At 54.2% G+C, this 24220-nt stretch carries 24 protein-coding genes; 1 reads left to right on the plus strand and 23 read right to left on the minus strand.

Annotated features, from left to right (window positions below; genetic code table 11):
* Positions 1 to 53 precede the first annotated feature (53 nt).
* The 22 genes from FYJ35_RS04480 to FYJ35_RS04585 all read right to left on the minus strand — a co-directional run bounded on the left by FYJ35_RS04480 (position 54) and on the right by FYJ35_RS04585 (position 21686).
* Entirely contained in the window at positions 54 to 470 is a 417-nt protein-coding gene (locus tag FYJ35_RS04480; RefSeq protein ID WP_154523760.1) for a hypothetical protein, read from the minus strand.
* A 625-nt stretch (positions 471 to 1095) separates the two neighbouring features.
* Positions 1096 to 2019: a carbamate kinase gene (gene arcC / locus FYJ35_RS04485; RefSeq protein ID WP_154524024.1), complete on the minus strand. Its 924-nt coding sequence runs from the start codon at positions 2017 to 2019 to the stop codon at positions 1096 to 1098.
* Between the two features lie 78 nt (positions 2020 to 2097).
* The gene (locus FYJ35_RS04490) at positions 2098 to 3453 is read right to left on the minus strand and encodes an acyltransferase (protein WP_205839706.1); all 1356 of its coding nucleotides are present in this window, start codon (positions 3451 to 3453) and stop codon (positions 2098 to 2100) included.
* Positions 3419 to 3823: an amino acid-binding protein gene (locus FYJ35_RS04495; RefSeq protein WP_154523766.1), complete on the minus strand. Its 405-nt coding sequence runs from the start codon at positions 3821 to 3823 to the stop codon at positions 3419 to 3421. The genes FYJ35_RS04490 and FYJ35_RS04495 overlap by 35 nt, the downstream gene beginning before the upstream one ends.
* Before the next feature lie 36 nt (positions 3824 to 3859).
* Positions 3860 to 4498 (minus strand): HAD family hydrolase, encoded by a 639-nt coding sequence (locus FYJ35_RS04500; RefSeq protein WP_205839707.1) that lies wholly within the window; start codon positions 4496 to 4498, stop codon positions 3860 to 3862.
* Between the two features lie 47 nt (positions 4499 to 4545).
* Positions 4546 to 5322, minus strand: coding sequence for a tRNA (guanosine(37)-N1)-methyltransferase TrmD (gene trmD / locus FYJ35_RS04505; protein WP_154523772.1), 777 nt, complete (start codon positions 5320 to 5322; stop codon positions 4546 to 4548).
* A 107-nt stretch (positions 5323 to 5429) separates the two neighbouring features.
* The gene (gene rimM, locus FYJ35_RS04510) at positions 5430 to 5951 is read right to left on the minus strand and encodes a ribosome maturation factor RimM (RefSeq protein ID WP_154524026.1); all 522 of its coding nucleotides are present in this window, start codon (positions 5949 to 5951) and stop codon (positions 5430 to 5432) included.
* A 64-nt stretch (positions 5952 to 6015) separates the two neighbouring features.
* Positions 6016 to 6246: a KH domain-containing protein gene (locus FYJ35_RS04515; RefSeq protein WP_154523775.1), complete on the minus strand. Its 231-nt coding sequence runs from the start codon at positions 6244 to 6246 to the stop codon at positions 6016 to 6018.
* Positions 6247 to 6262: 16 nt separating this feature from the next.
* Complete coding sequence (rpsP, locus tag FYJ35_RS04520) at positions 6263 to 6508, minus strand: 30S ribosomal protein S16 (protein ID WP_154523778.1); 246 nt, start codon at positions 6506 to 6508, stop codon at positions 6263 to 6265.
* A gap of 204 nt (positions 6509 to 6712) precedes the next feature.
* Positions 6713 to 8089, minus strand: coding sequence for a signal recognition particle protein (ffh, locus tag FYJ35_RS04525; RefSeq protein WP_154523781.1), 1377 nt, complete (start codon positions 8087 to 8089; stop codon positions 6713 to 6715).
* Between the two features lie 68 nt (positions 8090 to 8157).
* Positions 8158 to 8496, minus strand: coding sequence for a YlxM family DNA-binding protein (ylxM, locus tag FYJ35_RS04530; protein WP_154523784.1), 339 nt, complete (start codon positions 8494 to 8496; stop codon positions 8158 to 8160).
* A 145-nt stretch (positions 8497 to 8641) separates the two neighbouring features.
* Positions 8642 to 9853 carry a threonine ammonia-lyase gene (gene ilvA, locus FYJ35_RS04535; protein WP_154524029.1) on the minus strand — a complete coding sequence of 404 codons (1212 nt, stop codon included), beginning with the start codon at positions 9851 to 9853 and terminating at the stop codon, positions 8642 to 8644.
* Positions 9854 to 9975: 122 nt separating this feature from the next.
* The gene (ftsY, locus tag FYJ35_RS04540; protein WP_154523787.1) at positions 9976 to 10923 is read right to left on the minus strand and encodes a signal recognition particle-docking protein FtsY; all 948 of its coding nucleotides are present in this window, start codon (positions 10921 to 10923) and stop codon (positions 9976 to 9978) included.
* A gap of 16 nt (positions 10924 to 10939) precedes the next feature.
* Complete coding sequence (gene smc / locus FYJ35_RS04545; RefSeq protein ID WP_154523790.1) at positions 10940 to 14497, minus strand: chromosome segregation protein SMC; 3558 nt, start codon at positions 14495 to 14497, stop codon at positions 10940 to 10942.
* A gap of 134 nt (positions 14498 to 14631) precedes the next feature.
* The gene (gene rnc / locus FYJ35_RS04550; protein ID WP_154524032.1) at positions 14632 to 15348 is read right to left on the minus strand and encodes a ribonuclease III; all 717 of its coding nucleotides are present in this window, start codon (positions 15346 to 15348) and stop codon (positions 14632 to 14634) included.
* 10 nt (positions 15349 to 15358) lie between these two features.
* Entirely contained in the window at positions 15359 to 15589 is a 231-nt protein-coding gene (acpP, locus tag FYJ35_RS04555) for an acyl carrier protein (protein WP_277067283.1), read from the minus strand.
* A gap of 17 nt (positions 15590 to 15606) precedes the next feature.
* A complete protein-coding gene (plsX, locus tag FYJ35_RS04560; protein ID WP_328597040.1) occupies positions 15607 to 16698 on the minus strand; it encodes a phosphate acyltransferase PlsX in 1092 nt (363 codons plus the stop codon).
* 168 nt (positions 16699 to 16866) lie between these two features.
* Entirely contained in the window at positions 16867 to 17055 is a 189-nt protein-coding gene (gene rpmF, locus FYJ35_RS04565; protein WP_154523799.1) for a 50S ribosomal protein L32, read from the minus strand.
* A 3-nt stretch (positions 17056 to 17058) separates the two neighbouring features.
* Positions 17059 to 17628, minus strand: a complete 570-nt coding sequence (locus FYJ35_RS04570; protein WP_154523802.1) for a DUF177 domain-containing protein — start codon at positions 17626 to 17628, stop codon at positions 17059 to 17061.
* A gap of 113 nt (positions 17629 to 17741) precedes the next feature.
* Entirely contained in the window at positions 17742 to 18941 is a 1200-nt protein-coding gene (locus FYJ35_RS04575; RefSeq protein ID WP_154523805.1) for an acetate/propionate family kinase, read from the minus strand.
* Positions 18942 to 18956: 15 nt separating this feature from the next.
* Entirely contained in the window at positions 18957 to 19961 is a 1005-nt protein-coding gene (gene pta, locus FYJ35_RS04580; RefSeq protein WP_154523808.1) for a phosphate acetyltransferase, read from the minus strand.
* A 207-nt stretch (positions 19962 to 20168) separates the two neighbouring features.
* Entirely contained in the window at positions 20169 to 21686 is a 1518-nt protein-coding gene (locus tag FYJ35_RS04585; protein WP_154523811.1) for a 4Fe-4S dicluster domain-containing protein, read from the minus strand.
* Positions 21687 to 21941: 255 nt separating this feature from the next.
* Between FYJ35_RS04585 and FYJ35_RS04590 the strand changes: the two genes are divergently transcribed.
* The gene (locus tag FYJ35_RS04590) at positions 21942 to 23372 is read left to right on the plus strand and encodes a tRNA(Met) cytidine acetate ligase (RefSeq protein ID WP_154523814.1); all 1431 of its coding nucleotides are present in this window, start codon (positions 21942 to 21944) and stop codon (positions 23370 to 23372) included.
* 80 nt (positions 23373 to 23452) lie between these two features.
* Here FYJ35_RS04590 and FYJ35_RS04595 read toward each other — a convergent pair whose 3' ends face one another.
* On the minus strand, positions 23453 to 24121 hold the full coding sequence (locus FYJ35_RS04595; protein ID WP_154523817.1) for a trimeric intracellular cation channel family protein: 669 nt from the start codon (positions 24119 to 24121) through the stop codon (positions 23453 to 23455).
* Positions 24122 to 24220 lie beyond the last annotated feature (99 nt).

Below are 24220 nucleotides of genomic sequence, written 5' to 3' on the forward strand. Positions count from 1 at the left end.
CACCCTGGCAACCTTTAGAATTCTGTCTGCTTCAATTTACGACGCGATGATTGTTATGGAGTTACATAGCCAGATATTCTTAGCTGTGCTGTGGAAGTACTTGCACTGTCTTTCTTTCCTCCCAATTTCATGGTGTCTCCCGTATTGGGCTTGACACGATATCCAATCGCGTAATTTGACACATAATTTGAAAACGTATGATAATCATCAACAACAGGTACAATGCTCATATCCTTCATGCGACAGCCAAAGATATTAGTTGAAGACATTGTATTCATGCTTAAACCATTCATTCTTGAGAGCGTTATTGTATAAGCATTTGACCCATTTGCTTTTGTCCAGCTTTCATTATATGTATAGTTGTACAAATCATTAAACTTAAAACTAAAATGGTTTGCTGCCATTGCCGGAGTCGTCAATAACATACAAACAAATAACGCCGCCGCTACTAACTGAATACTCTTTTTCATACTACTCCCTCTCTTGAACATCCTTATTAATAAAATATAGTGTAACAACAATTTATTTAAATACCCACCCTCTTTCGTAAATAATTCACATTATTCTGATAAGCATGACCAGATTCATATTCTTTGTATTAATTTACTATGATATTTTTACGCCGATTTTTATATACTTGTTTAATCGTTATTCCAAGATATTTTTGTTAATTTCTCTTATTATATATTTCTTTTCTTACTTCATCAGATAAAGAAAAGGGACATAGACAACTTCTCTCCATGTCCCTTTCACTGATGAATCGGTTCAGTTCCCATTGGAGGGTACCTGCCTTTCTCAGATTTCTCCGTCTTTCCGGAGAGCTGCCTCCTGATCGTTGGAGGCTTTTAAGAAGAACCTCTTTGTTTTCTTCTTGTCTGTATCATAGCAGGGCGAGCCGATTTTGTCAATATATAATCGAATAAATTTTATTTTATCTGTAATTGTACGTATTGATTATAATATTTCAGAATTTTATAAGTCCTGACCTGTTTTCCTCTTCCGTCAGGCGGGCAGGGATTCCGGCTTCAGCCACCTGTGCTGTCCATATGCTTTGTCCAGACAGCGCGCATCCTCCGGCCTCAGGAAGAGAGCCGGTTACTGGATCGTCGTCCCTGCCTCGCCCCTGAGCGCCGCCAGTGCTTTCTCAGGGGAAGTAATCACAGCCTTTCTTCCTGCCTTCTGAGACACAAAATTGACGCTGGCTTCGATCTTCGGCTGCATGCCGGTCTCGTCGAACTCTCCGTCTGCCATGCAGGCTCTGGCCTGAGCAGCTGACAGATGGTCGACCGGCTCCGGGTGACTGCTTCCATAATGAAGAGAAACCTGATCGACGCCTGTGAGGAACAGCAGGATGTCCGCATCTGTCAGATCTGCCAGCTTACCGGCCGTCAGATCTTTCTCCACAATCGCGCTCGCGCTCTTGAGTCTGTGCGGCTGCTTCAGAACCGGGATCCCGCCGCCACCTCCGGCAATCACGATCTGTCCGGCCTGAACAAGTGCATTGATGGCATCGATCTCAACAATATCAATCGGCTTCGGAGAGGCAACTATCCGGCGGTATCCGCCCTCGACCTCGACAACATAGTTGCCCTTGTTCTCTTCCTCCTGCGCTTCCTCCTTCGTAAGGATACGCCCGATCACCTTGACCGGATGATAGAAAGCCTCGTCATACGGATCCACGATCACCTGCGTGATCACAGTTGAGACCGTCCGGTAGATACCGCGATCCATCAGCTCACTGTGCAGCATGTTCTGAATATCATATCCCACCAGTCCCTGACTCATCGACGAGCAGAGGGACATCGGCGCATTGTAGGTTTCATGGTTTTTCGCGTACTCATTGAGCGCCGTGTGGATCATCCCTACCTGCGGGGCATTGCTGTGGGTAATCACCAGCTGACATCCGGTCTCGATCAGATCGGCCAGCACCTTCACGGATGCATGGACTGCCTTGTACTGCTCCGGAAAATTCGTTCCCACTGCGTGATGCCCAAGCGCTGCCACTACTCTCTTTTCCATAGCATCTCCATTTCCGCCGCCTGCCTGGCGGCATGATTCCCTCTCCATGCTGCAATCGCTGCTTATCTTGTCCAGCGGTCAGACCTCTCCGGAAGCCTCCCTGTTTTCCTGTTCTGTGAGCCCCGCAAAGGGTCTGAGTGCGAAGTCGGTGATCACTTGCGCCACCCTTCTGATGCGGAGAAGACGGAAGGCAGCCATCCTCACCAGGTCAACTGCCGTGCACTCCAGATACAGGGCTGCTGCCATAACGAGCACCATCAGGCACGCCGCTGCCGGTCCGAGCTTTGCAATGAACTGATACCTTCCTGCCAGCACATACTCCCAGAAGTAAGGTTGAAGCTGCATCAGATACACGGAGAACGCCAGCGGGGAGAAAAACCGGATCAGCTCTCTCAGCACCCGCCCTCTGCATTTCAGCCTGCTGAAAATCATCAGCAGGCAAAATGCACAGATGACAATCGTCGGGCTGGCATATGAAAAGAGAAGCCGGCCATATCTCGCCTCTCCGTAGACGGATGTCGTCCAGTTCTCGATCAGGATCTTTGAAATCCAGGTCACCAGGACACAGATTATGTACAGCATACCATAGAAGCCGCCTGACCGGTGCAGGAAATCCACGTTTTTCTCAGAATCCTCTTTCTGTTCTTTCACGCCAGCCGTGGTTTCGGTCTCTGTGATGCCAGTTTCCGCACCGCCGGGTTCTGAGCACTCCTGCTTCTGTCTCTCTGGACCGTTCTGGTCTGTAAGTTCCCTGACGCAGGCTCCGATGATATACATGACGGACAGCCACAGAAAGCTGTACCCGGCACCGATTCCCAGGAAGTCTCTATTCGCAACACGCGGAACCATCGTGAAGACAGAGCAGAGGAGGAACAAAGTGATCATCAGCTTCTTTTTACCGGCGCTTCCCAGCGACTTCACCAGACGGTTCAGGTATGGCTCGATCACAAACACGCCCACATAGCTTGAAAAATACCAGTAGGTCTTCCACATGGTCGGAAGCAGTGCTTGATAGAGGGTATCCGATTCTACAGGGAGGTGAAAGAATGTCACAGCGATCAGCGTTCCCAGCGCTGAATACCAGAATACCCTCAGCCAGAGCTCAACGATTCTGGACGGCCGGCGCACAGAACGGACGCCGACATAGCCGGAAATCATCCCATAGGTGTTGACCGCACAGTAAGCCGCCGTCTCGAGGATATAGACACTGTACCAGACTTCCTCCCGCCCGGCATACCGGACCATCGCTCTTCCCTGCCCGCAGACATGCAGAATGCAGATCAGGAACATACAGAAAATTCTCAGAAGGTCTATTCCCAGATTCCGCTGCTGCCGCTCTCTTCCAGTCCTCATATTCCCGTCCATCTTCCTCTCCAGCCTTGTTTCAATTTCTTCTCTGTTACAGGGTATGGAATCCTCTGTCACGAATCGCATTCTCAACCTCCCAGACATCATCGGTGCTGAAGACCATGATCGGAAGACCGCTCTGTCTGTTGAAGGACAGGTAGAGGTATCCGACATTGATATTCATGTCCAGGAGTGCCTTCAGAAGGTGGTTCAGATTTCCGACCTTATCCTCTACTTCAACGCCGACCACGTCCCTGACGCTGACCTGGTAGCCCTCTTTCCGGAGTGCATCCTTTGCCTTCTCCGGATCGGAAACCACCATCCGGTTGACGCCGTACTCCGCACTGTCCTCCGTCATGGAGCCCAGAATGTTGATTCCCTCCCGGAGCAGTACCCCCGTAATATGCTCCAGTGTTCCTTTTTTGTTCTCTGCATAGATCGATAACTGCTTCAGCATATGTCTCCTCCCGACATCTGTATGGTCATGACTTTGTTATCTGGCAAGATCCGGCAGCTGTTCAAGCTCGGCGATGGCTGTCCGTCTCATCTCCGGCGAGCTGAGCGTAATGGCATTCATCCCGAGTTTTCCGGCTGCGTCTGTATTGTCCTTCCGGTCGTCGAGGAACAGGCACTCCTCCGGCTTCAGCCCATAGCGCTCAAATAAGGTCCGGTAAAAACGTTCCGACGGCTTTCCGCAGCCCTCCTCCCAGGAAACGACCACACCGTCAACATCCGTCATGAACGGTGCGCTCTCCACCTGACACTTCCAGAGCCGCTCCGGGTAGTTGGACAGAAGATAAACACCGTAGCCCTTCTTTTTCATCACAGGAATGGTGTCCGCGAGATCAGAAAGACAGACAGACCAGACAGACGGATCCCTGAAAAACCATTTGAGTGCCCTGGTATCCTGCGGAAAATGGCTGTAGCAGTATTCCTCAATCTCCTCATCGCTGATTTCGTGCAGGTCGTACTTCTCCCAGTATGTACGGATGCTTTTCGGATCCTTGCTGCCAAAAAGCTGCTCCGAAAGGCGGCGGACACCAGCTTCGTCATAGCCAAATCTTTTGAAATCCTCCCGCCAGGTATAGCTGACAAGGACATATCCCACATCATATACGATATTGCGAATCATGGCTCCTCCCTCTCTCAACATAAGCACGGCATCCGGGTCCATCTCTCTCAGATCTCCCGTGCATCCCGGTAGGCCCCGGTCAATCCCGCCTCTCTCAGAAATTTCCGGTCCTTTTTGTCCAAAACGGCGCCGCTGCACAGATCCGGCCGCTTGCTGGCCGTGATCATCAGAGACTGTTCCCGGCGCCAGCGGTCCACAGCGCCGTGGTTTCCGGACAGAAGGATCTCCGGTACCCGGTGCCCCCTCCAGAGCTCCGGTCTGGAATACTGCGGATACTCCAGCAGGCCGTCCCCCATGAAGCTCTCTGTCCCGGCGGACTCCTCATTGCTCAGCACGCCGGGTACCATGCGGGAGATTGCATCCATCATCACCAGCGCGGGAAGCTCACCGCCTGTCATGACAAAGTCTCCGATCGACACCTCGTCCGTCACCACCTCATCGATCACACGCTGGTCAATCCCTTCGTAGTGCCCGCATAAAAAGACAAGATCGTCCTCCCGGGAGAGCTCCTCCGCCATCCGCTGGCTGAACCTGCTTCCTGCAGGGGACATATATAAGACACGCGGTCTTCTGCCTCCCTTTCCGCCTATCCGGTCGAGCACAGACACGCACGCCCGGTACACCGGTTCCGCCTGCATGATCATACCTGCTCCGCCGCCGTACGAATAATCGTCAACTCTCCCTTTTCTCTTCTCTTCCGCAAAGTCCCGGATATTGACACAGTCCAGTGTCAGTATCCCCCTTTCCTTCGCCCTTCCCGTAATGCTCGAAGAAAATGCATCTTCGATCATCTCCGGGAACAATGTCAGCACATGAAAATTCAAAGAGCTCCTCCTGCCCCCGCCCCGGGAGCGCATCTCTGACCGTCCGCAATCCACCGTCCACATTTTGTCCATCCAGCATTCAGGTCTGTTCTGCTGGTTCTCCGGCTTCAGACCAGACCATCAGGCAGATGTACTGTCATCGTTCCGCCCTCAAGATCGACTTTCCGGATGCAGTCTCTGATCGCCGGAATCAAAATTTCCTTCTTCGGATCCTGCTGTCCTTTGACAACATAGACATCATTGGCACCTGTCGCCAGAACATCCGTGATCCTTCCAAGAGATGTCCCGTCTTCCTCACGGATCACCTCCATCCCGTACAGATCTGCCACATAATACTGGTTCTGTCCGAGGGGAACCGCATCCTTCCTGGCGACATACAGATTCTTTCTGAGAAGCGTCTGCACATCCTCGATGCGGTCGAGTCCCCGGAATTTCAGAATCACCATATTCTTGAAATAGCGGACGGACTCTACAAAAAGCGCCTCCCCTGCAAGCTCCGGATCTGAGGCTGCGTATACCTCCGTGAGGTCTTCGAACCGTCTCACATCATCGGTTGTCGGATAAACCTTGACTTCTCCCTTCAGGGCATGCGTGGATGTAATGACGCCGATTTGCAGGTATGGCTGCAGCATAGATATACTCCTTTAAAAAAAGTCCCGCGCCTTGGCGGATGCCAAAGTGCGGGACACCAGGTCATTGAAGGATATCAACGATCACTTTCTTGTCGTCTCTGGAAGCAGCAGCCTTCACGACGGAGCGGATGGCTTTCGCAATTCTGCCCTGTTTTCCGATCACCTTGCCCATATCAGACGGGGCAACCTTCAGCTCAACCAGGATTGATCTCCCGCTTTCCTTCTCCGTAACCTCAACTTCTTCAGGGTGTTCGACAAGAGCCTTTGCAATTGTTTCCACTAACTCTTTCATCGGCGTCCCCTTCGTCTTATTTTACGATTCCGGCGATTTTAAAAAGCTTGCCTACGACTGCGGTCGGCTGAGCGCCGTTGCTGAGCCACTTCTTTGCCTCCTCCTCATTGATGTGGAAGGTGCTCGGATCGGTGTTCGGATCATAGGTTCCGATCTCTGCGATGCACTTGCCATCGCGCGGTGATCTGGAATCCGCGACAACGATTCTGTAATGCGGAGTCTTCAACTTTCCTGTTCTTCTGAGTCTGATCTTGACTGACATGTTTCATTCCTCCAAAAATAAGATTGATGCTTGTAATGATTCTATGTGAAAATGCGCATCTGCGCATATTCATCCGTTCTTGTATTCCTGCCTGTGGCCTGTACGAATGTCTGTCTGGTCTCCGGCGTCCGCCTGCTGATTTCACCGGCTCCGTCTTTTTGCAGCACGGCCGTCCGGCTCTCCTTACACCGAACACACGCTTGTTCAGAACGGGAGTCTCATGCCTCCCAGACCGCCCATCCCGCCAAAGCCTCGGCGCTTTTTTCCGCCCTTCAGCATATTGCCATACTGCTTCATCAGCTTTCTGGACTGTTCAAACTGCCTGCACAGACGATTGACCTCGTCAATCGATACGCCTGCTCCCTTTGCTACCCTTGCCCGCCTTGACGGGGTCAGGATATCCGGATTGGACCGTTCTTTCGGCGTCATGGAGTAGATGATGGCCTCGGTTCTCGCCATGGCCTTCTCGTCGATCGCATCTTCAAACTGCGACATCTGAGACGTGCTGACCCCGGGGATCATCGACAGCACGGACTTCATACCGCCCATTTTCTTCATCTGGTCCATCGAAGCCAGATAGTCGTCAAATCCGAAGGACGCCTTGCGGAGCTTCTGCTCCATCGCCCTTGCCTGTTCCTCGTTGACATTCTGCTGGGCTTTCTCAATCAGCGTCATCACATCGCCCATGCCGAGGATTCTTGATGCCATGCGATCCGGGTAGAATTGCTGAAGATCATCCAGCTTCTCACCCATCCCGACATAGAGGATCGGCTTCCCGACCGTCGCACGGATCGAGAGCGCTACGCCGCCTCGTGTGTCACCGTCGAGCTTTGTGAGGATCACACCGTCGATTCCGACCTTCTCCTCGAATGCGGAAGCCACATTCACAGCATCCTGTCCGGTCATCGCATCCACAACAAGGATGGAGTCATCGACTGTGACCTTCTCCTTGATCTCATGCAGCTCGTCCATCATATCCTTGTCGATCTGCAGACGGCCTGCTGTATCAAGAATTACGATATTGTACCCGTTCTGCTGAGCATAGCCGACCGCGTTCTTCGCGATGTCAGGCGGCAGGAATTCATGCTTGTCGTCCCAGTAGACGTCAATTCCGATCTTCTCAGCATTGACCTGCAGCTGCTTCACCGCAGCCGGTCTGTAGATATCAAGGCCGGCCAGAAGAGGCCTGTAGCCTCTGCTTTTGAGCTTCGCCGCGAGCTTTGCGGATGTGGTTGTCTTCCCGGCTCCGTTCAGTCCCATCATCATGATGACCGTCATCGAGGTCTGCGGGTTCAGCTTCAGATCAACCATCTCTGATCCCATAAGAGACGTCAGCTCATCACTGACAATCTTGATCACCATCTGACCGGGATTCAGGCCATTCATGACATCCGCGCCGACCGCCCGATCCTGCACATCCTTCATGAAGCTCTTGACGACCTTGAACGAAACATCCGCCTCCAGGAGCGCCAGCTTGACCTCCTTCAGCGCGCTTTTGACATCTTCCTCCGTCAGCTTTCCCTTCTTGCGGAGGTTTTTGAAGATATTCTGAAGTTTATCCGACAAACTCTCGAATGCCATTCACTGCCTCCTCTCAGGCTGTCTGCCTCCGGTTCTTACCCATCCCGGAAAGATCTCAATCCCGGACGTCACAGCTCATTCAAAATCCGGTCACAGATCTGTCTGACGCTGCCGGCACCTGTTCCGACGCCCTCTCCGTCCTCACACATCTGTCGGATCTGAAGCGCTTCCTTCCGTATTTTCAGAAAGCGTTCCACCAGATGAAGCTTTGACTCATACTCCCTCAGCTGCGCGTCCACGCGCCTTACCAGGTCATGGATGCCCTGCCTGCTGACACCGTACTGCGCCGCAGCCTCACTCAGGGACAGGTCGCCAAGGATGACATCGCCAAATACCTGTTTCTGATGCTCGGTCAGAAGCTCGCCGTAGAAATCAAAGAGCATCGTCTGCTCGACAATCTTTTCCATTGAACATCACCTGCGTAAGAATACAGGATAATCAAAAAGGTGTCAAGTATTTTTTCTTGACACCTTTCTTACCTTTCTCACTCCCGGATTTTGCTCCTGAAGGGAACGTTCCCCGGCTGCCATCCCTATGGAATGCCTGTCCTCCTTACAGGGCAGCATCCTCCATCCTGGGCTCGAAGCCCGCCTCCCGAACCTTCTTCAGGATCATCTCCTTGTGCTCCGTTCCGAATGCCTCCAGCGTGATTGTCAGCTTGACCGCCGCGCTCCGGTTGGTCGTTACAAACTGGTTGTGTGCCAGACGGATGACATTGCCCTGCGCCTGTGCGATGGCGGTTGCAACCTTGACAAGACTGCCCGGCTTATCCGGCAGCATCACTGAGAACGTGAAGATCCGGTCTCTCTGGATCAGTCCTCTCTGCACAACGGAGGACATCGTGATGACATCCATATTGCCGCCGGACAGAACGGAGACAACCCGCTTGTCCTTCACCTTGAGATGCCGCAGCGCCGCGACCGTCAGGAGTCCGGAGTTTTCCACGATCATCTTGTGGTTCTCGACCATATCAAGGAAGGCCACGATCAGCTCGTCGTCATCAACCGTGATGACCTCATCGATATTCTTCTGAAGATAGGGGAACACATGCTCGCCCGGTGTCTTTACGGCTGTCCCGTCCGCAATGGTGCTGACTGTCGGAAGTGTAACAACATGTCCGGCCTTCAGAGAAGCCGAAAGGCATGCTGCCCCTGATGGTTCGACACCGATCACCTTGATGTTCGGGTTCAGCATCTTTGCCAGCGTGGACACACCTGTCGCCAGTCCGCCGCCTCCGACAGGAACCAGGACATACTCTACAAGCGGAAGGTCCTTGAAGATCTCCATCATGATTGTCCCCTGGCCGGTAGCAACGGTCGGATCATCAAAAGGATGGACGAAGGTATAGCCCTTCTCCTGCGCAAGCTTCAGCGCATAGGCACAGGATTCATCGTACACATCCCCGTACAGAACAACCTCCGCTCCATATGAGCGGGTCCGGTTGACCTTGATCAGCGGTGTCGTCGTCGGCATGACGATGGTCGCATGGCAGCCATACTTTCTCGCAGCATAGGCGACTCCCTGGGCATGGTTCCCCGCCGATGCCGTGATCAGGCCCTTCTTCCTGTCCTCCTCGCTCATCGTCGAAACCTTGTAATACGCACCGCGAATCTTATAGGCACCCGTCACCTGCATGTTTTCCGGCTTCAGCCATACCTTGTTTCCGCACTGGCTGCTGAAGTAATCACTGTAGACAAGCCTTGTGTCTTCCGTGACCTGCCTTACGATCTGTGAGGCTTCCTCAAAGGCCTCCCTTGTCAGCATCTTTTTCATCTCGAATAAGCCTCCTCCGGCTGCCTGAATGCCGTTTCTCCGCCTCCGGCGGTTTCCCCGCAACCGCTCGGCAGAACTGCAGCTGCCGTGTTCTTCGCGCCTGTCCGCCTGTCTCAAAGGTCCGACTTTTTGACATCGAACAGCGCGTTTACAAACTGGTCTGCGTCAAACTTCTGCAGATCATCAACCCGTTCTCCAACTCCGATGTACTTCACCGGGATTCCCAGCTCAGAGTGAATTGCGATCGCGATGCCGCCCTTCGCCGTCCCGTCAAGTTTCGTCAGAATAATACCGGTCACATTGGTGACTTCCTTGAATTCTCTGGCCTGCGCCAGCGCATTCTGCCCGGTTGTTCCGTCCAGAACCACCAGCGTTTCCTTGTAGGCTTCCGGATACTCTCTGTCAATGATCCGGTTGATCTTTCCCAGCTCCGCCATGAGGTTCTTCTTATTATGAAGACGCCCTGCCGTGTCGACGAGCAGGACATCCGCGTCCCGCGCCTTCGCCGCCGCGATGGCATCGTAGACAACCGAGCCCGGATCCGATCCTTCCTGTCCGCTGATCATCGGCACATCTGTCTTTCTGGCCCAGATATCAAGCTGCTCTCCTGCCGCGGCGCGAAATGTATCCGCCGCAGCCAGGACGACCTTTCTGCCTTCCTGCTTCAAAAGACCGGCCAGCTTGCCGATGGATGTCGTCTTGCCGACGCCATTGACCCCCACCACAAGGACAACACTCTTCTCATGCTCAAACCGGTAGTCCGCCTGTCCGACATTCATCTCGTCCCTGATGCTCTGCAGCAGCAGCTCCCTGCACTGGGCGGGTTTTCTGACATGCTGCTCCTTCACCTTCTGCTTCAGGTGATTCAGAATGGAGGTTGTCGCACCGATGCCGACATCCCCCATGACCAGGATCTCCTCGATCTCATCGTAAAAATCGTCATCGATCGATGTGTATCCAGACAGGGCATCCTCCACACTGCTGCCGAGATTGTCCCTTGACTTGGTCAGCCCCCGGACGAGTCTGCTGAAAAACCCTCCCTTTTTTTCCGATCCTGCCATGAATCCTGCTCCCTTCTCACGCATCAAGCTTGTCAGCCACCAGGTCAACGGAAACCAGTGCCGAGATTCCTTTCTCCTGCATGGTAATCCCGTAGAGCCTGTCAGCCGCGGTCATGGATCCGCGTCTGTGAGTTATGATAATGAACTGGGTATGCTTTGTCAACTTGCGCAGATACTGGGCATAACGCTCCACATTGTTCTCATCCAGCGCCGACTCGATCTCATCAAGCAGGCAGAACGGGGACGGTTTCAGGTTCTGAATTGCAAACAGAAGAGCAATGGCAGCCAGTGATTTCTCCCCGCCGGAGAGCTGCATCATGTTCTGGAGCTTCTTTCCCGGCGGCTGGGCAATGACCCGGATACCGGCGTCCAGGATATCCACGCCCTCCTCCAGCTCCAGCGTTCCCTTCCCGCCGCCGAAAAGGTCCCTGAATGTGCGGTCAAACTCGGTCTGGATCATCGAGAACTGTTCCTTGAACCGGTCCCGCATGCCTTCATCCAGATCCTTGATAATCTTCTCAAGGTCCGCTGCAGATTTCACCAGATCCTCATGCTGGGCAGAGAGGAATTCGAATCGCTGTGACAGCTCGCGGTACTCCTCGATCGCCCCGACATTGACACTTCCAAGCTGGCGGATATCATGGCGAAGCTCGCCGATACGCTTTTTCATCTCCGTAAGACTTCCCAGATCATCCCGCTTGAGCTCTCTGCAGGCAACCGGAGTCAGCTCATACTCCTCCCAGAGGTATGCGATGTCCTTCTCCCGGTCAGCCTTCATCTTCTCGATCTGCTGTTCCAGCCGGAAGACCTCCCTGTCCAGATATGTGCTGTGCTCCGCAAGCTGCTCCCGCTCGGTAAAGAAGGTCTTCTGCTTTTTCTCCTTCTCATCTCTGCGCGCTGTCAGCTGCTGAAGCTCTTCCTTCAGCTGTGCCTCCCTCTCCTGCTCCTTCTGCGCCTGCTCCTTCAGACTGCCGATCTTCTCTTCCTTGTCCGCCTTCGAGGCTGCCTGATTCCGGAGCGTTTCCTCGATCCCGTCCCGCTCCATTTCCCGCGCATGTATTTCTTCCCGAAGCCGTTCCTGATTCTGTGTGATGAATGTCCGCTCCTGACCGCTTCCGGCCAGCTGAACCTGCAGCCTGGAGAGCAAGGTATCCGCCTCTGCCGCACTCCTCTTTTGCGCATCAAGCTCCTTCGTCCGGCTGTCGATGTCGTCATTGAGCGCCTTCTGGGACGCATCCGACTGCTTCAGACTGTCACCGCTGACATCATGCTGTGCCTTGAGGCTTTCACGCTGACGGACGATCTCCTCCCGCTGGGCATTGATCTGCGCAAATGCATCCTGCGTCTTCTGAATGCGAAGATCCACATCCTGCATCTTCATCTTCAGGGTTCCGAGATCATAGCTGCTCTGCTGGATCTTCCCGGTCACCGCGGCAATCTCCTCCCTGAGATGATTTCTGCGGTCGTGCGCCTGCTCCACCTCCTTCTCAAGGCTGTCAAGCGCCTGCTTTTTCTTCGAAAGCGCACGCGAAAGATCATCAATCTCCCGGCGCCTTCCAAGCAGGTTGCTGCTTGAGCGGAAGGCACCGCCGGTCATCGAGCCGCCCGGGCTGAGCAGCTCGCCGTCGAGCGTCACAATCCGGATCGAATAGTGATATTTTCTTGCGATCGCCACCGCGTGGTCAATCTGGTCGACGACAAGCGTCCTTCCGAGAAGATGCCCGGCGAGCTGCCGGAACATATCCCGGCAGGTGACAAGCCCGGAGGCAAGCCCGACCACACCCGGCTCATTCAGCGCACTCTTCTGGGAGAAGTCCTGGGCCTTCATCGCCGTCAGCGGGAGAAATGTCGCTCTTCCGAACTTATTCTCCTTCAGAAAAGCAATCATGCTCTTGGCTGTCTGCTCGTTGTCGGTGACAATGTTCTGAATGGAACCGCCGAGCGCCGTCTCAACTGCCAGCTCATATTTCTTCGTGGTCTGGATCAGGTCCGCGACCACGCCCAGTATCCCCGGGAAATGATCCTTCTGCTCCATGACTCTGCGAATCGAGCCGCCGTAGCCCTCATACCGCTCCGTCATTGATCGGAGCGTCTCGAAGCGGGCACTCTGTCTCTGATAATCTTCCCTGGCCTGCGCCAGCTTCTCATTTCCGGATGCAAAGGCTTCCTGCGCGTCATTGAGGTCCAGATTCAGCTTTCTGGAGCGGAGCTTCAGATCTCCTGCCTCCTGTTCGGCGCCGGTCCGCTGCTCCTCAAGCTCCTTCCTGGAGGTTGTCTCCTCCTTCTCGTCGCTCTTCAGAACCAGCTCGCGCGCATTCAGCTGCGCCTCCTGAACGGAGAGCTGCTCCATCAGTGTCTCCGCTCTCTGCCTGTCGGTCTGGATATCGGTCCGCTCGCCGAGCAGCCGGATGATCTCCGACTTCTCCTCCTCAATCTTCTGGCTGAGCGCCTCCATCTTCTCCTGAAGCGCTTTTCTGGAGCTCTCCTGCTCAGCTTTCTGTGCCTCAAGTTTCAGGACAGACTCATCGAGCGCCTGAAGGCGGCTGACCGACTCCCCCAACTTTTCCTTTCGCTCCTCAATCTCCGAGGACAGTCTGTCCCTCCGCTCTCCCTGCTCCTTCTGGCCTGATTCCAGTGCACGGATCTGCTCAAGCAGAAGCTCTGTCTGGCCTAGAACCTGCTGGCGTGACAGCCTGGCGGCGTTCATTTCCTCACTGAGGGCGGTCATCCTTCCAGCGTCCTCCTTCAGCTCTGCCTCCAGCTTCTCATACCGTTCCTTCGTCTCCTCAAGCTTTCTTCCGGCTTCCTCGAGCTCATCCTTCGCCACGCTCAGCTTTTGATCCGTCTCCTCAAGGGCAGTCTCTGACTTTTCACTGCTGAGCAGGAACACATTGGCATCGAGTGCCTTCAGGCTGTCTCGTTTTTCAAGATAGACCCTGGCCTTCTCGGACTGCTTTTTCAATGGCCCGACCTGGCGCTCAAGCTCCGAGAGAATGTCGTTGACGCGGACAAGGTTTGCCTGCTCGCTCTCGAGCTTCTTCAGCGTGGAGGCTTTCCGGTGCTTGTACTTCACAATGCCGGCCGCCTCGTCGAACAGCTCCCGTCGTTCGTCCGGTCTTCCATTCAGGATCTTCTCGACCTGACCCTGCCCGATCAGCGAATAGCCCTCCTTTCCGATTCCGGTATCGAAAAAAAGCTCCTGCACATCCCGCATCCGCACTTCGGTTCCGTTGATCAGATACTCACTCTCGCCGGAGCGGTACAGCCGTCTGGCAACCGTGACCTCATCATACTCAACCGGAAGAAGATGGTCCGCATTGTCAAAGGTAATCGAGACGTAGGCATAGCTCATCGGCTTTCTGGTCTGCGTCCCCGCAAAGATGACGTCCTGCATCGAGCCGCCTCTGAGGGACTTGGCACTCTGCTCTCCGAGCACCCACCGGATCGCATCGGAAACATTGCTCTTTCCCGAACCATTCGGTCCTACAACTGCCGTAATGCCGTTGTGGAACTGAAACAGGATTCTGTTTGCAAAGGATTTAAAACCCTGAACTTCAAGAGATTTCAGATACATAGAATCGGATTCCTGATAATAGAAAATGGGCGTGGCGCATCGCACCAACGCCCCCGGCCAGATGAGTCTGGCTCTCTGTGATTGAGATGCAAAAACCAAAAACCTGCGGGCTGACCGTGAGAAATGATACCGCGTCAGCTGATCCGCACTCCCTGTTTTTTCAGCTGCAGAAGGGTGTTGTAGGCGGCCTCCTGCTCCGCTGCTTTTTTCGTGCTTCCGGTTCCCTGTCCGTAGGTTCCGCCGTCGATCACCACCTCGACGGAAAAGTGCTTGTCGTGGTCCGGTCCCTCCTCGCCTGTCAGGACATAGGAGATCTCCGAATCCGGTTTTCGCTGAACGACCTCCTGCAGGATGGTCTTGCTGTCTACAAACAGCTTTTTATGCTCCGCGTCATCCATAATGAAACGGTCGATGAAGGTTTTTGAAGGCTCCAGGCCACCGTCCAGATAGATGGCGCCAATCACCGCCTCAAGTGCATCGGAAACGATTGAATTTCTTCTCCTGCCGCCAGTCAGTTCCTCGCCCTTTCCGAGGTTCAGATAGCCGGGCAGCCCGAACTGCCGTGCACAGAGTGCAAGGGTCGGTTCACATACAATGCTCGCGCGGAACTTTGTCAAATCGCCCTCCGGCATCTCCGGGTATTTTCTGTATAGAAAATCGGAACTGCATACCTCCAGGACACTGTCACCGAGGAACTCCAGCCGCTCATTGTCCCGGGCACCCTCCTCACGATGTTCATTCGCATAAGAACTGTGACAGAGTGCCTGGAACAGCAGCTGCCTGTCCCGAAACGGATAGCCGATCACACCTTCCAGCTTCCGCAGCTTCTCTGCCTCTGCCGCTGAGATCATGGCTTTCACCTCACTTGACCGCCTTGGCAATCGCGTCTGCAGCATCGCCGACGGTCACGATCTTCTCCGCTTCTTCTGTTGGAATCTGGATGCTGAACTCTTCCTCCAGTCCCATGATGATCTGGAAAACATCCAGGCTGTCCGCCCCGAGGTCGTCCCTGAAGGTCGTCTCCGGCTTGATCTCGTCTACATCCACGCTCAGAACATCAGCAATGATCTGCTGCAGCTTCTCAAATTCCACGCTGTTTCCTTCCATCCTTAAACTCCTTTTTCCGCCGCCCTTGCGGCATCCTGTTTTTTCTTCTCCCCGGCCGCGTAGTCCTGGATCCTGTCCGCAATCCGCTGCTCCCGGTACTGAACACACTGGTCCATGGCTCTCTCGACCTCGACGGCCTTGGAGCTTCCGTGCATCTTCACGACCAGCCCTGTCAGTCCGATGATCGGTGCACCGCCGTACTGGCTGCTGTCGAACTTCTTAAGCGTTTTCTTCAGCGCAGGCTTAATCAGAAGTGCCCCGATCTTTGACCGCGTGCTGGAGAGCAGCCCTGCCTTCATCTCGGAAAGAAGGACCTTTGCAACGCCCTCATACATCTTCAGCACGACGTTGCCCACAAAGCCGTCACAGACAACGACATCGAATTCCCCTTCCGGGATATCTCTTGCTTCGCAGCTTCCGCCAAAATTGATCTCGCCATCCTCGTGCATCTTTTTCAGAAGCGGATAGGTATCCTTGACAAGCTGATTGCCTTTTTCCTCCTCCGCCCCGATGTTTACAATCCCAACCTTCGGGCTTTTGATGCCGAGGCTGCTCTGCATGTAAATGGTTCCGAGCTTTGCCCACTGTGCCAGAAACTGCGGACGGGCATCCACATTGGCTCCTGAATCCACAAGCAGCAGGACGCCTCTCTTTGTCGGAATCAGTGTCCCGAACGGCGGTCTCTGAACACCCCTGACTCTGCCGACGATTCCCTGACCGCCAACCATCAGAGCGCCGGAATTTCCGGCCGATGCGACTGCGTCCGCCTCGCCCTTCTTTACCATCGTCAGTGCGACGACCATCGAGGAATCCCGCTTGTGCATGATCGCATCCACAGGGTGCTCCGAAGTGGAGATAACCTCCCTCGCGTCCCGAATGCTGATCCGATCCTGCCACCCGGGTAAAGCAGACGCATCCGCCTTCGCCGCCTGTGTCTCTTCTTCAAGCGCCCGGCGGACCTCCTCCTGTCTTCCGACGAGAATGATTCTCATGCCGTCATGGTGCATGGCGGCATGTACCGCACCCTTTACGATCTCCCCCGGCGCATGGTCGCCTCCCATCGCGTCCAGGGCAATTCTGATCTCTTCTGCCACCTTGAAACCTCCCATCAGGCTGTTTCCATATCCGGGTTTACTATACTAAATCGGTTGTCCGTTTGCAAGACAACAAAAGGGATCACCGCATTCGCAGCAATCCCTTATGTACACAACTTGACTGGAAATCAGGCAGCAGCTGCCCTCCTTCCACAGCAGTCATCAGCGTCAGGCCTCAGCGCCAACCTTGATGATCTCTCTCTTGTTGTAGCATCCGCAAGCCTTGCAGACCTGATGCGGCTTCATCAGAGCGCCGCACTTGCTGCACTTTACAAGAGTCGGAGCAGACATCTTCCACTGCGCATGCTTCATATCTCTTCTAGACTTGGAATGTTTATTCTTCGGGCAGATCGACATGGGTTACACCTCCTTATCAACACTTCTGAAAACATCCAGGACAGTTGCCATTCTTGGATCAAGCTGTCTGCGATCGCAGCCGCACTCACCCTGATTCAGGTTGTGGCCGCAGACCGGGCACAGGCCCCTGCAGTCCTCCCTGCAGAGGACACGGGACGGCCAGTTCAGCAATGCCTCACCGGAAATGAGCTTATCCACGTCCAGGTTGTATCCTTGAATTATGTAGTCCTTCTCGAATGCGTCTTCCTCAGAAGCAGCGGACTCATCCTCTTCTTCTGCAGATGCATTCTTAGAACTGCTCTCGCCCAGATTCACCCTCTCATCGAACGACAGGTCAAGCGGCACCCGCACGGGCTCCAGACATCTGTCACAGGGAATCTCGACCACAATCCTTACCTTCCCGGAGATGAGCAGGTTCTCTTTCTTGTCCCTGCAAACCGTGATCTTCAGGGGTGTCTTCTCCAGAACCGGATAGGTTCCAAACGAAAATTCCAACTGATTGAGATCGACCGGCAGTTCCTTCTCCAGTACAGTCCCCTCTTCGAGGAGCACTTCGGTCAGATTCAGGTTCATAGACAGAATTCCTCCAAGCGCACTTTGATATTATAAAGTCCTGCTCACATGATGTCAAGCAGGACTTTTTATGACAATTGCGTGTGACAATTGCGTCTCTTACCGCGGGTCTCTTACTGCGCGTTCACAAGCGCGACCGTCTCACGGCAGATTGCAAGCTCCTCATTCGTCGGAATGACAGAAACGGTCACCTTCGAATCCTTCGTGGAGAGGATGAACCGCTCGCCGCGCTTCATGTTCTGCTCCTCGTCCATCGCAATGCCAAGGTAGCCGAGATGTGCGAGCACCTTCTTACGGACGATCCCTGCATTCTCACCGATGCCGCCCGTGAATGTGATCGCGTCCACTCCGTTCATCGCCGCCACGTAGGCGCCGACATACTTCGCGACACGGTAGCAGAACGCATCGATTGCAAGACCTGCTGCCGTGTTTCCGTTGTCCATCGCTTCCTCAAGGTCGCGGAAGTCGGAGCTCAGGCCGTTTGACAGCGCCATCACACCGGACTCCTTGTTGAGGATACGCAGCATCTCGTTGATGTCAATCTTCTCGTGGTTGCAGATATACTGCAGGATTGCAGGATCAAGGTCGCCGGAGCGGGTCCCCATGACTAGCCCCTCAAGAGGCGTGAGACCCATGGACGTATCGACACACTTGCTGTTTTTGACAGCTGTGATCGAAGCTCCGTTGCCAAGGTGGCAGACAATGACCTTTGAGTTGTCCGGGTCGAGTCCCAGGAACTTGATTGTCTCCTTCGAGACAAAGCTGTGAGAGGTTCCATGGAAGCCGTAACGGCGGATCTTGTACTTGTCATAATACTTCGTCGGGATTGCATAGCGATATGCATATTCCGGAAGCGTCATGCCGAAGGAGGTATCGAAGACCGCAACATTCGGCTTGCCCGGCATCAGCTTCTGGCAGGCGCGGATTCCGATCAGATTCGCCGGATTGTGAAGCGGCCCGAGGTCAGAAGCCTCGTCGATGGCTGCGATGACCTCATCGTCCACAATGCGGGACTCTGTCAGCTTTGCGCCTCCGTGCAGGACACGGTGGCCAATCGCCTGAATCTCGTCAAGGCTCTTCAGGACACCTGTCTTCGGATTCACAAGTGCCTTCAATACGAGGGTAATCGCCTCGTTGTGCGTCGGCATCGGCGCATCGGTGACTTCCTTCTCACCGCCGGTCGGCTGATAGGTCAATCTTCCATCCAGCCCGATTCTCTCGCAGATTCCCTTTGCTTCTACCTGCTCGCTCTCAGAATCAATAATCTGATACTTCAGAGAAGAGCTTCCGCAGTTGATAATCAGTACTTTCATCGGTCTTCTCCTCTCTCAGCCCTGCATCTGTGCCTGGACAGCGGTGATGGCGATGACGCCGACGATATCCTCCCAGCTGCAGCCCCTGGACAGATCGTTGACCGGTGCCGCGATTCCCTGTGTCATCGGTCCGTATGCCTCTGCCTTCGCAAGCCTCTGAACCAGCTTGTAGCCGATGTTTCCGGCATCCAGATTCGGGAAGATCAGAACATTCGCATGGCCGGCCACCTTGCTGCCCGGTGCCTTGAACTCTCCGACAGACGGAACAATTGCCGCATCCAGCTGCATCTCTCCGTCAAGTGCGATGTCCGGATACTCTTCCTTCGCGATTCTTGTCGCTTCCTGAACCTTTGTGACATCGTCGTGCTTTGCAGAGCCCATCGTCGAGTAGGACAGCATCGCAACGCGCGGCTCATGGCCGGTCAGTGCCTTGAAGGACTTTGCCGTGGAGCCTGCGATCGCTGCCAGCTCCTCCGCTGTCGGGTTCTGATTCAGTCCGCAGTCTGCAAACGCAAAGGTTCCGTTGTCACCGTACTCGCAGTTCGGGACATTCATCAGGAAGAATGCGGAGACCAGCTTCGTGCCCGGAGCGGTCTTCAGGATCTGAAGAGACGGGCGGAGCGTATTGGCTGTCGAATGGCATGCACCGGAGACAAGACCGTCTGCATCGCCCATCTTCACCATCATGACCCCATAGTAGATATACTGGTTCAGAAGGGTGTCCTTCGCCTGCTCAGGGGTCATACCCTTCTTCTTTCTCAGCTCGACCAGCTTGTCGATGTAGCTCTGAAGCTTATCGCTCTTCTCCGGATCAATCACGGTTGCCTTGGAAAGGTCTACACCGTACTCTTTTTCCTTCTCTGCAACGACATCTGCCTTCCCGATCAGGATGATATCCGCGATATCCTCCTCGATTGCCTTGGCAGCGGCACGGTATGTTCTCTCATCCTCGGTCTCCGGCAGAACAATTCTCTTTCTGTCCGCTCTCGCCTTCGCCTTGATCTCATCCATGAATCCCATAACAAAAGCTCCTTTCCTGTATACACAGCTTTACTGGATGTCCGCGATCTCACGCACATTGTGGCCGCAGTGAATCTGCGATGCGCACACCTTTTTTTATTATAGACTTCTGCAACTGGCGGCACAAGTACGTTATTCAGTCCAAAACCCTGTCAGGCGCGCCTCCGGTATCTGTTCATCCTGCCGACCTTCCGGAGACCCTGCCTCTCAATTGTCCAGTGCCGCTGCTTTTCCGGCCTCCTTAAGCGATGTCTCCGAGCAGCGGGCAAATGGTGCCTCCTTCACAGCCTTCGCCAGCGACGCCTTCGACTTTGCGACCGGCTGGATTGTCCCCGCTCCGGCGATGCAGCCGCCCGGACAGGCCATCCCCTCCAGCAGATATCCGTTCAGCTTTCCGGTCTTTGCCATCATGACCATCTTTTTGCAGTTTTCGAGGCCCTCCGCCGCCATTGTCTTGACATCCTTGTCCGGTTCCAGCTCTCTGGCCCGGTTTACAACCGCCTGTGCAACGCCGCCGGACTGTGCAAAGCCCTCTCCGTCACCGGACGCAATCGAATCCCACGGCTCGCTCTTCAGCTGATCGAACTCGATGCCCTTTGCTGCGATCATACCGGCAAGTTCCTCGAAGGTCAGAACAAAATCGACATCGGACCGGATCGTTTTTCTCTGCGCTTCCAGCTTCTTTGCAGCACAGGGTCCCACGAAGCAAACCTTGCAGTCCTTGCCGAACTTGTGCTTGACCATACGCCCCGTGAAGACCATCGGCGTCAATGCCATGGAAATCATCTCCGGATGCTCCGGAACCAGCTTCTTCGCCATCGCGGACCATGCCGGACAGCAGCTTGTCCCCATGAACGGCTGTTTTTCCGGAACGAGCTTTAAAAACTCTTCCGCCTCCTGGAGTGTACAGATGTCAGCACCGGCCGATACCTGCCAGACACCGTTAAAGCCAAGCGCCCTGAAAAGCGGCCGGAGCTTGTCAGGCGTGCATTTCGGTCCGAACTGACCTGCAATCGCCGGTGCCACAATCGCATAGACCGGCTCCTCTGAGTGAATGGCCTGAATACACTGATAGATCTGGGACTTGTCCGCAATTGCACCAAACGGGCAGTTCACCAGACACATCCCGCAGGACACACACTTATCATAGTCAATATCTGCCAGTCCATGCTCATCAGAGCGGATCGCATCGACCCCGCAGGCCTTTCTGCACGGTCTTTCCTGCCGGATGATCGCGCCGTACGGACACTCCCGGATACACCTGCCGCACTTGATGCAGAGGCTCTGATCGATATGCGATTTGTGGTCATAGACCCTGATCGCGCCCTTCGGGCAGACCTCCTGGCACGGATGTCCAAGGCATCCCTGACAGACGTCCGTGACATGGATGACGTTGTCCGGGCAGGCGTTGCAGGCAAACTTGATCACATTGATCAGCGGAGGTTCATAGTAGCATTCCGGCCTGTCGGCAGCCTCGACGCCCTTTGACACAGGCTGGTTTTCGTTCGCCCGGTGCGGACTCAGGCCGACCGCCAGCCGGATCCGCTGCCGGACGACTGCCCGCTCCAGAAAGACGCTGTCACGGTATGTCCCGTATTCTCCGGAAATGATATGGTAGGGCACGTCATTGAATGCCTCGTAGGGCGCCTGCTCATAGGCAAGCCTGGCGACCTCTTCAAATACCTGCCTCCTCAGATTGTTCAGTGATGTATAAGTTCCTTTCATGAACGGCTCCTTTCCGTCTTTATCACGGACATCGGCCGTGCCGATACACAGCCTTGTATAGATGAGTTTATTTTAATCGGTTTTACCCCTGCAGGCAATCCTACATACAGGATTTACACCTCTTCTCGTTAATATGGATCGATTATAAGGGTCATTTATATAACTGTGTGATCTCCATCCGTTTCATTTGCCCCGTTCCTGTACGCATGATAAGATGGCTTCTGAAAATCACAGCCGCTCATCAGGGAATCAGACATGAATACAGTTGGAATCATTGCAGAATACAACCCTTTCCACAAAGGTCACGCCTATCAGATTCAAAAGGCAAGGGAACTGTCCGGCGCGGACTATGTCGTTGCAGTCATGAGCCCGGATTTTGTACAGCGCGGAAGCGTCGCCCTTGCCGACAAATGGACGCGCACCGGAATGGCACTCCTCGGCGGCGCGGATCTGGTGCTGGAACTGCCTGTCTGCTATGCCTGCGCGAGTGCAGAATATTTTGCAGAAGGCGGCGTAGCCATACTGAGCGCGCTGAATGTCATCGACGGACTTTCATTTGGCTGTGAAGCGGGAACCCTTGAGCTTTTAAGCGGTGCTGCACATTTCTTTGCTCTTCCACGTGAAGAAGAGCCCGCACTGTACAGAACCTTTCTTCAAAATCGGCTGAAAATGGGGCATTCCTTTCCTCAGGCACGCATGGAAGCATACCTGGATTTCCGCAGCACAGAGGAGTCATGTGCCGGTTCATGCGCTCCTGATGAATCTTGCAGAGACACAGCCCGCCTTGCAGCGCAGCTTTCTCAGCCGAACAATATTCTGGCGGTTGAATATCTCAAAGCCATCGAGCGGCTGCACAGCCCGCTCAGGCCGGTTCCGATCCGGCGGATTGGAGAAGGCTATCATGGCAAAGCTGCCGTGTGTGATTCCGATACGCCTGATTCCGATGCGCATGCTTCTGCCGCATCATACTTTGCCGATTCGGAAAGCAGCAGCTCGTTTGTCTCAGCCACAACAATCCGCCGTCTGATTCGGGAAGGACACACAGACAAGCTGCAAGGTCTCCTTCCAGACAGCTCCTGTTCGCTTCTTCAGAAGGCTTCTGAGCATGATGCCCTTCTCTTCGATGATGCCCTTGGACAGATGCTGCAGCTGCGGCTGGTTGAACTGGGCTGTCAGGAGCGATATGGAGGCACCCCGCTCACAGACTATCTGGATGTCACGCCGGACCTGGCGAACCGAATCCGGAATTGCCTGGACGAATACAAGTCGTTTGACCAGTTCGTCACGCTGATAAAAACCAGGCAGATGACAGAAGCCCGTGTCCGCCGCGCCCTGCTCCACATCCTGCTGAACATCCGGACATCGGATGCAGCACATGTCCGGACAGAAAGGCCGGTATTATACGCCCGCATCCTTGGTTTTCGAAAGAGCGCCCAGCCTCTGATTCGAAAGATCCGGAAGGACGCCTCTGTTCCCGTCATCTCTGACCTTCCCGCTGCGCTGCGTCTTCCTGCCTTCTATGTCCCATCCGGGGCTCTCGATACAGAAGACAAAGCAGACGCCGCTTCACGCCGCGCAATGCTTCTGCAGACCGTCTATTCTTCCCGCATCCGCAGTCTTGCGGTGCAGAATCAAACAGGCCGTCTGCCGGTTTCCGAGTACCGGAGACAGCCTGTTATCCTGTGAACCATCTTACAGCTGCAGCCTTCGTTAATATGATCTGGCCCGGATTGCGTCAGGATATCGTCAGCAGACACATGCCTGCGCTATCTGCGGCCGGACGTAACCTTCGGCAGGTTCCATTTGAACCGGTGCGCCATACACCTGATGAGAATCACCGTAAAGAACCCCGCCAGGATCGCCGTGTTCCGCTCTATTCCGCCCTCCAGGCAAAACGCCATCACTAGTGCGCCTGCGATGGACGCGCAGGCATAGATATTCCGCGTTAGAATGACAGGCATCTGGTTTGCCAGAAGATCTCTCAGCACGCCTCCTCCGACTCCGGTCATGACACCCAAAAATGTCAGCAAGAACACACTCTTGTGCCGGCCGACGGATAGTCCCGCATATACACCGTCGACAGAGAAAGCCGCCAGTCCAAGCGTATCAAACCAGAAAAATACCTTCGCGTATACTCTGACCATGTTGTCCGGAATCGCCACTTTTCTGCGTGCCTTAAAGAAAAAGAAAACAAAGCAGCAGTTTGCGGTAATCGAGGAAATCAGTACATAAAACGGATTCCGGAACATGACCGGTGGAAACTTGCCGATGAGCGTATCGCGGATCATCCCGCCGCCGGTTGCGGTTACAATCGCCAGAATATTGACACCGAAGATATCCATGTCCCGGCCGATCGCCAGCACTGCTCCGGACAGTGCAAAGGCAATCGTCCCGATCAGATCCATCAGAGGAATAAAGAAAGCCGTCTGTTCCATTGAAAAACCCCTGTATGTCAAGTCTGTTTTGACAATTTATGCGTATTGTGTGTATGATGAAGATGATTTATTCACTCCACCAACTATATCATATTGCAG

It is taken from the genome of Porcincola intestinalis (genome assembly GCF_009696445.1).
Taxonomy (GTDB): Bacteria; Bacillota; Clostridia; order Lachnospirales; family Lachnospiraceae; genus Porcincola; species Porcincola intestinalis.

Coding starts and splice junctions, on each gene's coding strand:
- FYJ35_RS04480 (WP_154523760.1), bottom strand. CDS start 470: ATGAAAAAGAGTATTCAGTTAGTAGCGGCGGCGTTATTTGTTTGTATG.
- arcC (WP_154524024.1), bottom strand. CDS start 2,019: ATGGAAAAGAGAGTAGTGGCAGCGCTTGGGCATCACGCAGTGGGAACG.
- FYJ35_RS04490 (WP_205839706.1), bottom strand. CDS start 3,453: ATGCGATTCGTGACAGAGGATTCCATACCCTGTAACAGAGAAGAAATT.
- FYJ35_RS04495 (WP_154523766.1), bottom strand. CDS start 3,823: ATGCTGAAGCAGTTATCGATCTATGCAGAGAACAAAAAAGGAACACTG.
- FYJ35_RS04500 (WP_205839707.1), bottom strand. CDS start 4,498: ATGATTCGCAATATCGTATATGATGTGGGATATGTCCTTGTCAGCTAT.
- FYJ35_RS04515 (WP_154523775.1), bottom strand. CDS start 6,246: ATGAAAGAGTTAGTGGAAACAATTGCAAAGGCTCTTGTCGAACACCCT.
- rpsP (WP_154523778.1), bottom strand. CDS start 6,508: ATGTCAGTCAAGATCAGACTCAGAAGAACAGGAAAGTTGAAGACTCCG.
- ffh (WP_154523781.1), bottom strand. CDS start 8,089: ATGGCATTCGAGAGTTTGTCGGATAAACTTCAGAATATCTTCAAAAAC.
- ylxM (WP_154523784.1), bottom strand. CDS start 8,496: ATGGAAAAGATTGTCGAGCAGACGATGCTCTTTGATTTCTACGGCGAG.
- ilvA (WP_154524029.1), bottom strand. CDS start 9,853: ATGCTGACAAGGGAGGCCTTTGAGGAAGCCTCACAGATCGTAAGGCAG.
- ftsY (WP_154523787.1), bottom strand. CDS start 10,923: ATGGCAGGATCGGAAAAAAAGGGAGGGTTTTTCAGCAGACTCGTCCGG.
- smc (WP_154523790.1), bottom strand. CDS start 14,497: ATGTATCTGAAATCTCTTGAAGTTCAGGGTTTTAAATCCTTTGCAAAC.
- rnc (WP_154524032.1), bottom strand. CDS start 15,348: ATGATCTCAGCGGCAGAGGCAGAGAAGCTGCGGAAGCTGGAAGGTGTG.
- rpmF (WP_154523799.1), bottom strand. CDS start 17,055: ATGTCGATCTGCCCGAAGAATAAACATTCCAAGTCTAGAAGAGATATG.
- FYJ35_RS04570 (WP_154523802.1), bottom strand. CDS start 17,628: ATGAACCTGAATCTGACCGAAGTGCTCCTCGAAGAGGGGACTGTACTG.
- FYJ35_RS04575 (WP_154523805.1), bottom strand. CDS start 18,941: ATGAAAGTACTGATTATCAACTGCGGAAGCTCTTCTCTGAAGTATCAG.
- pta (WP_154523808.1), bottom strand. CDS start 19,961: ATGGGATTCATGGATGAGATCAAGGCGAAGGCGAGAGCGGACAGAAAG.
- FYJ35_RS04585 (WP_154523811.1), bottom strand. CDS start 21,686: ATGAAAGGAACTTATACATCACTGAACAATCTGAGGAGGCAGGTATTT.
- FYJ35_RS04590 (WP_154523814.1), top strand. CDS start 21,942: ATGAATACAGTTGGAATCATTGCAGAATACAACCCTTTCCACAAAGGT.
- FYJ35_RS04595 (WP_154523817.1), bottom strand. CDS start 24,121: ATGGAACAGACGGCTTTCTTTATTCCTCTGATGGATCTGATCGGGACG.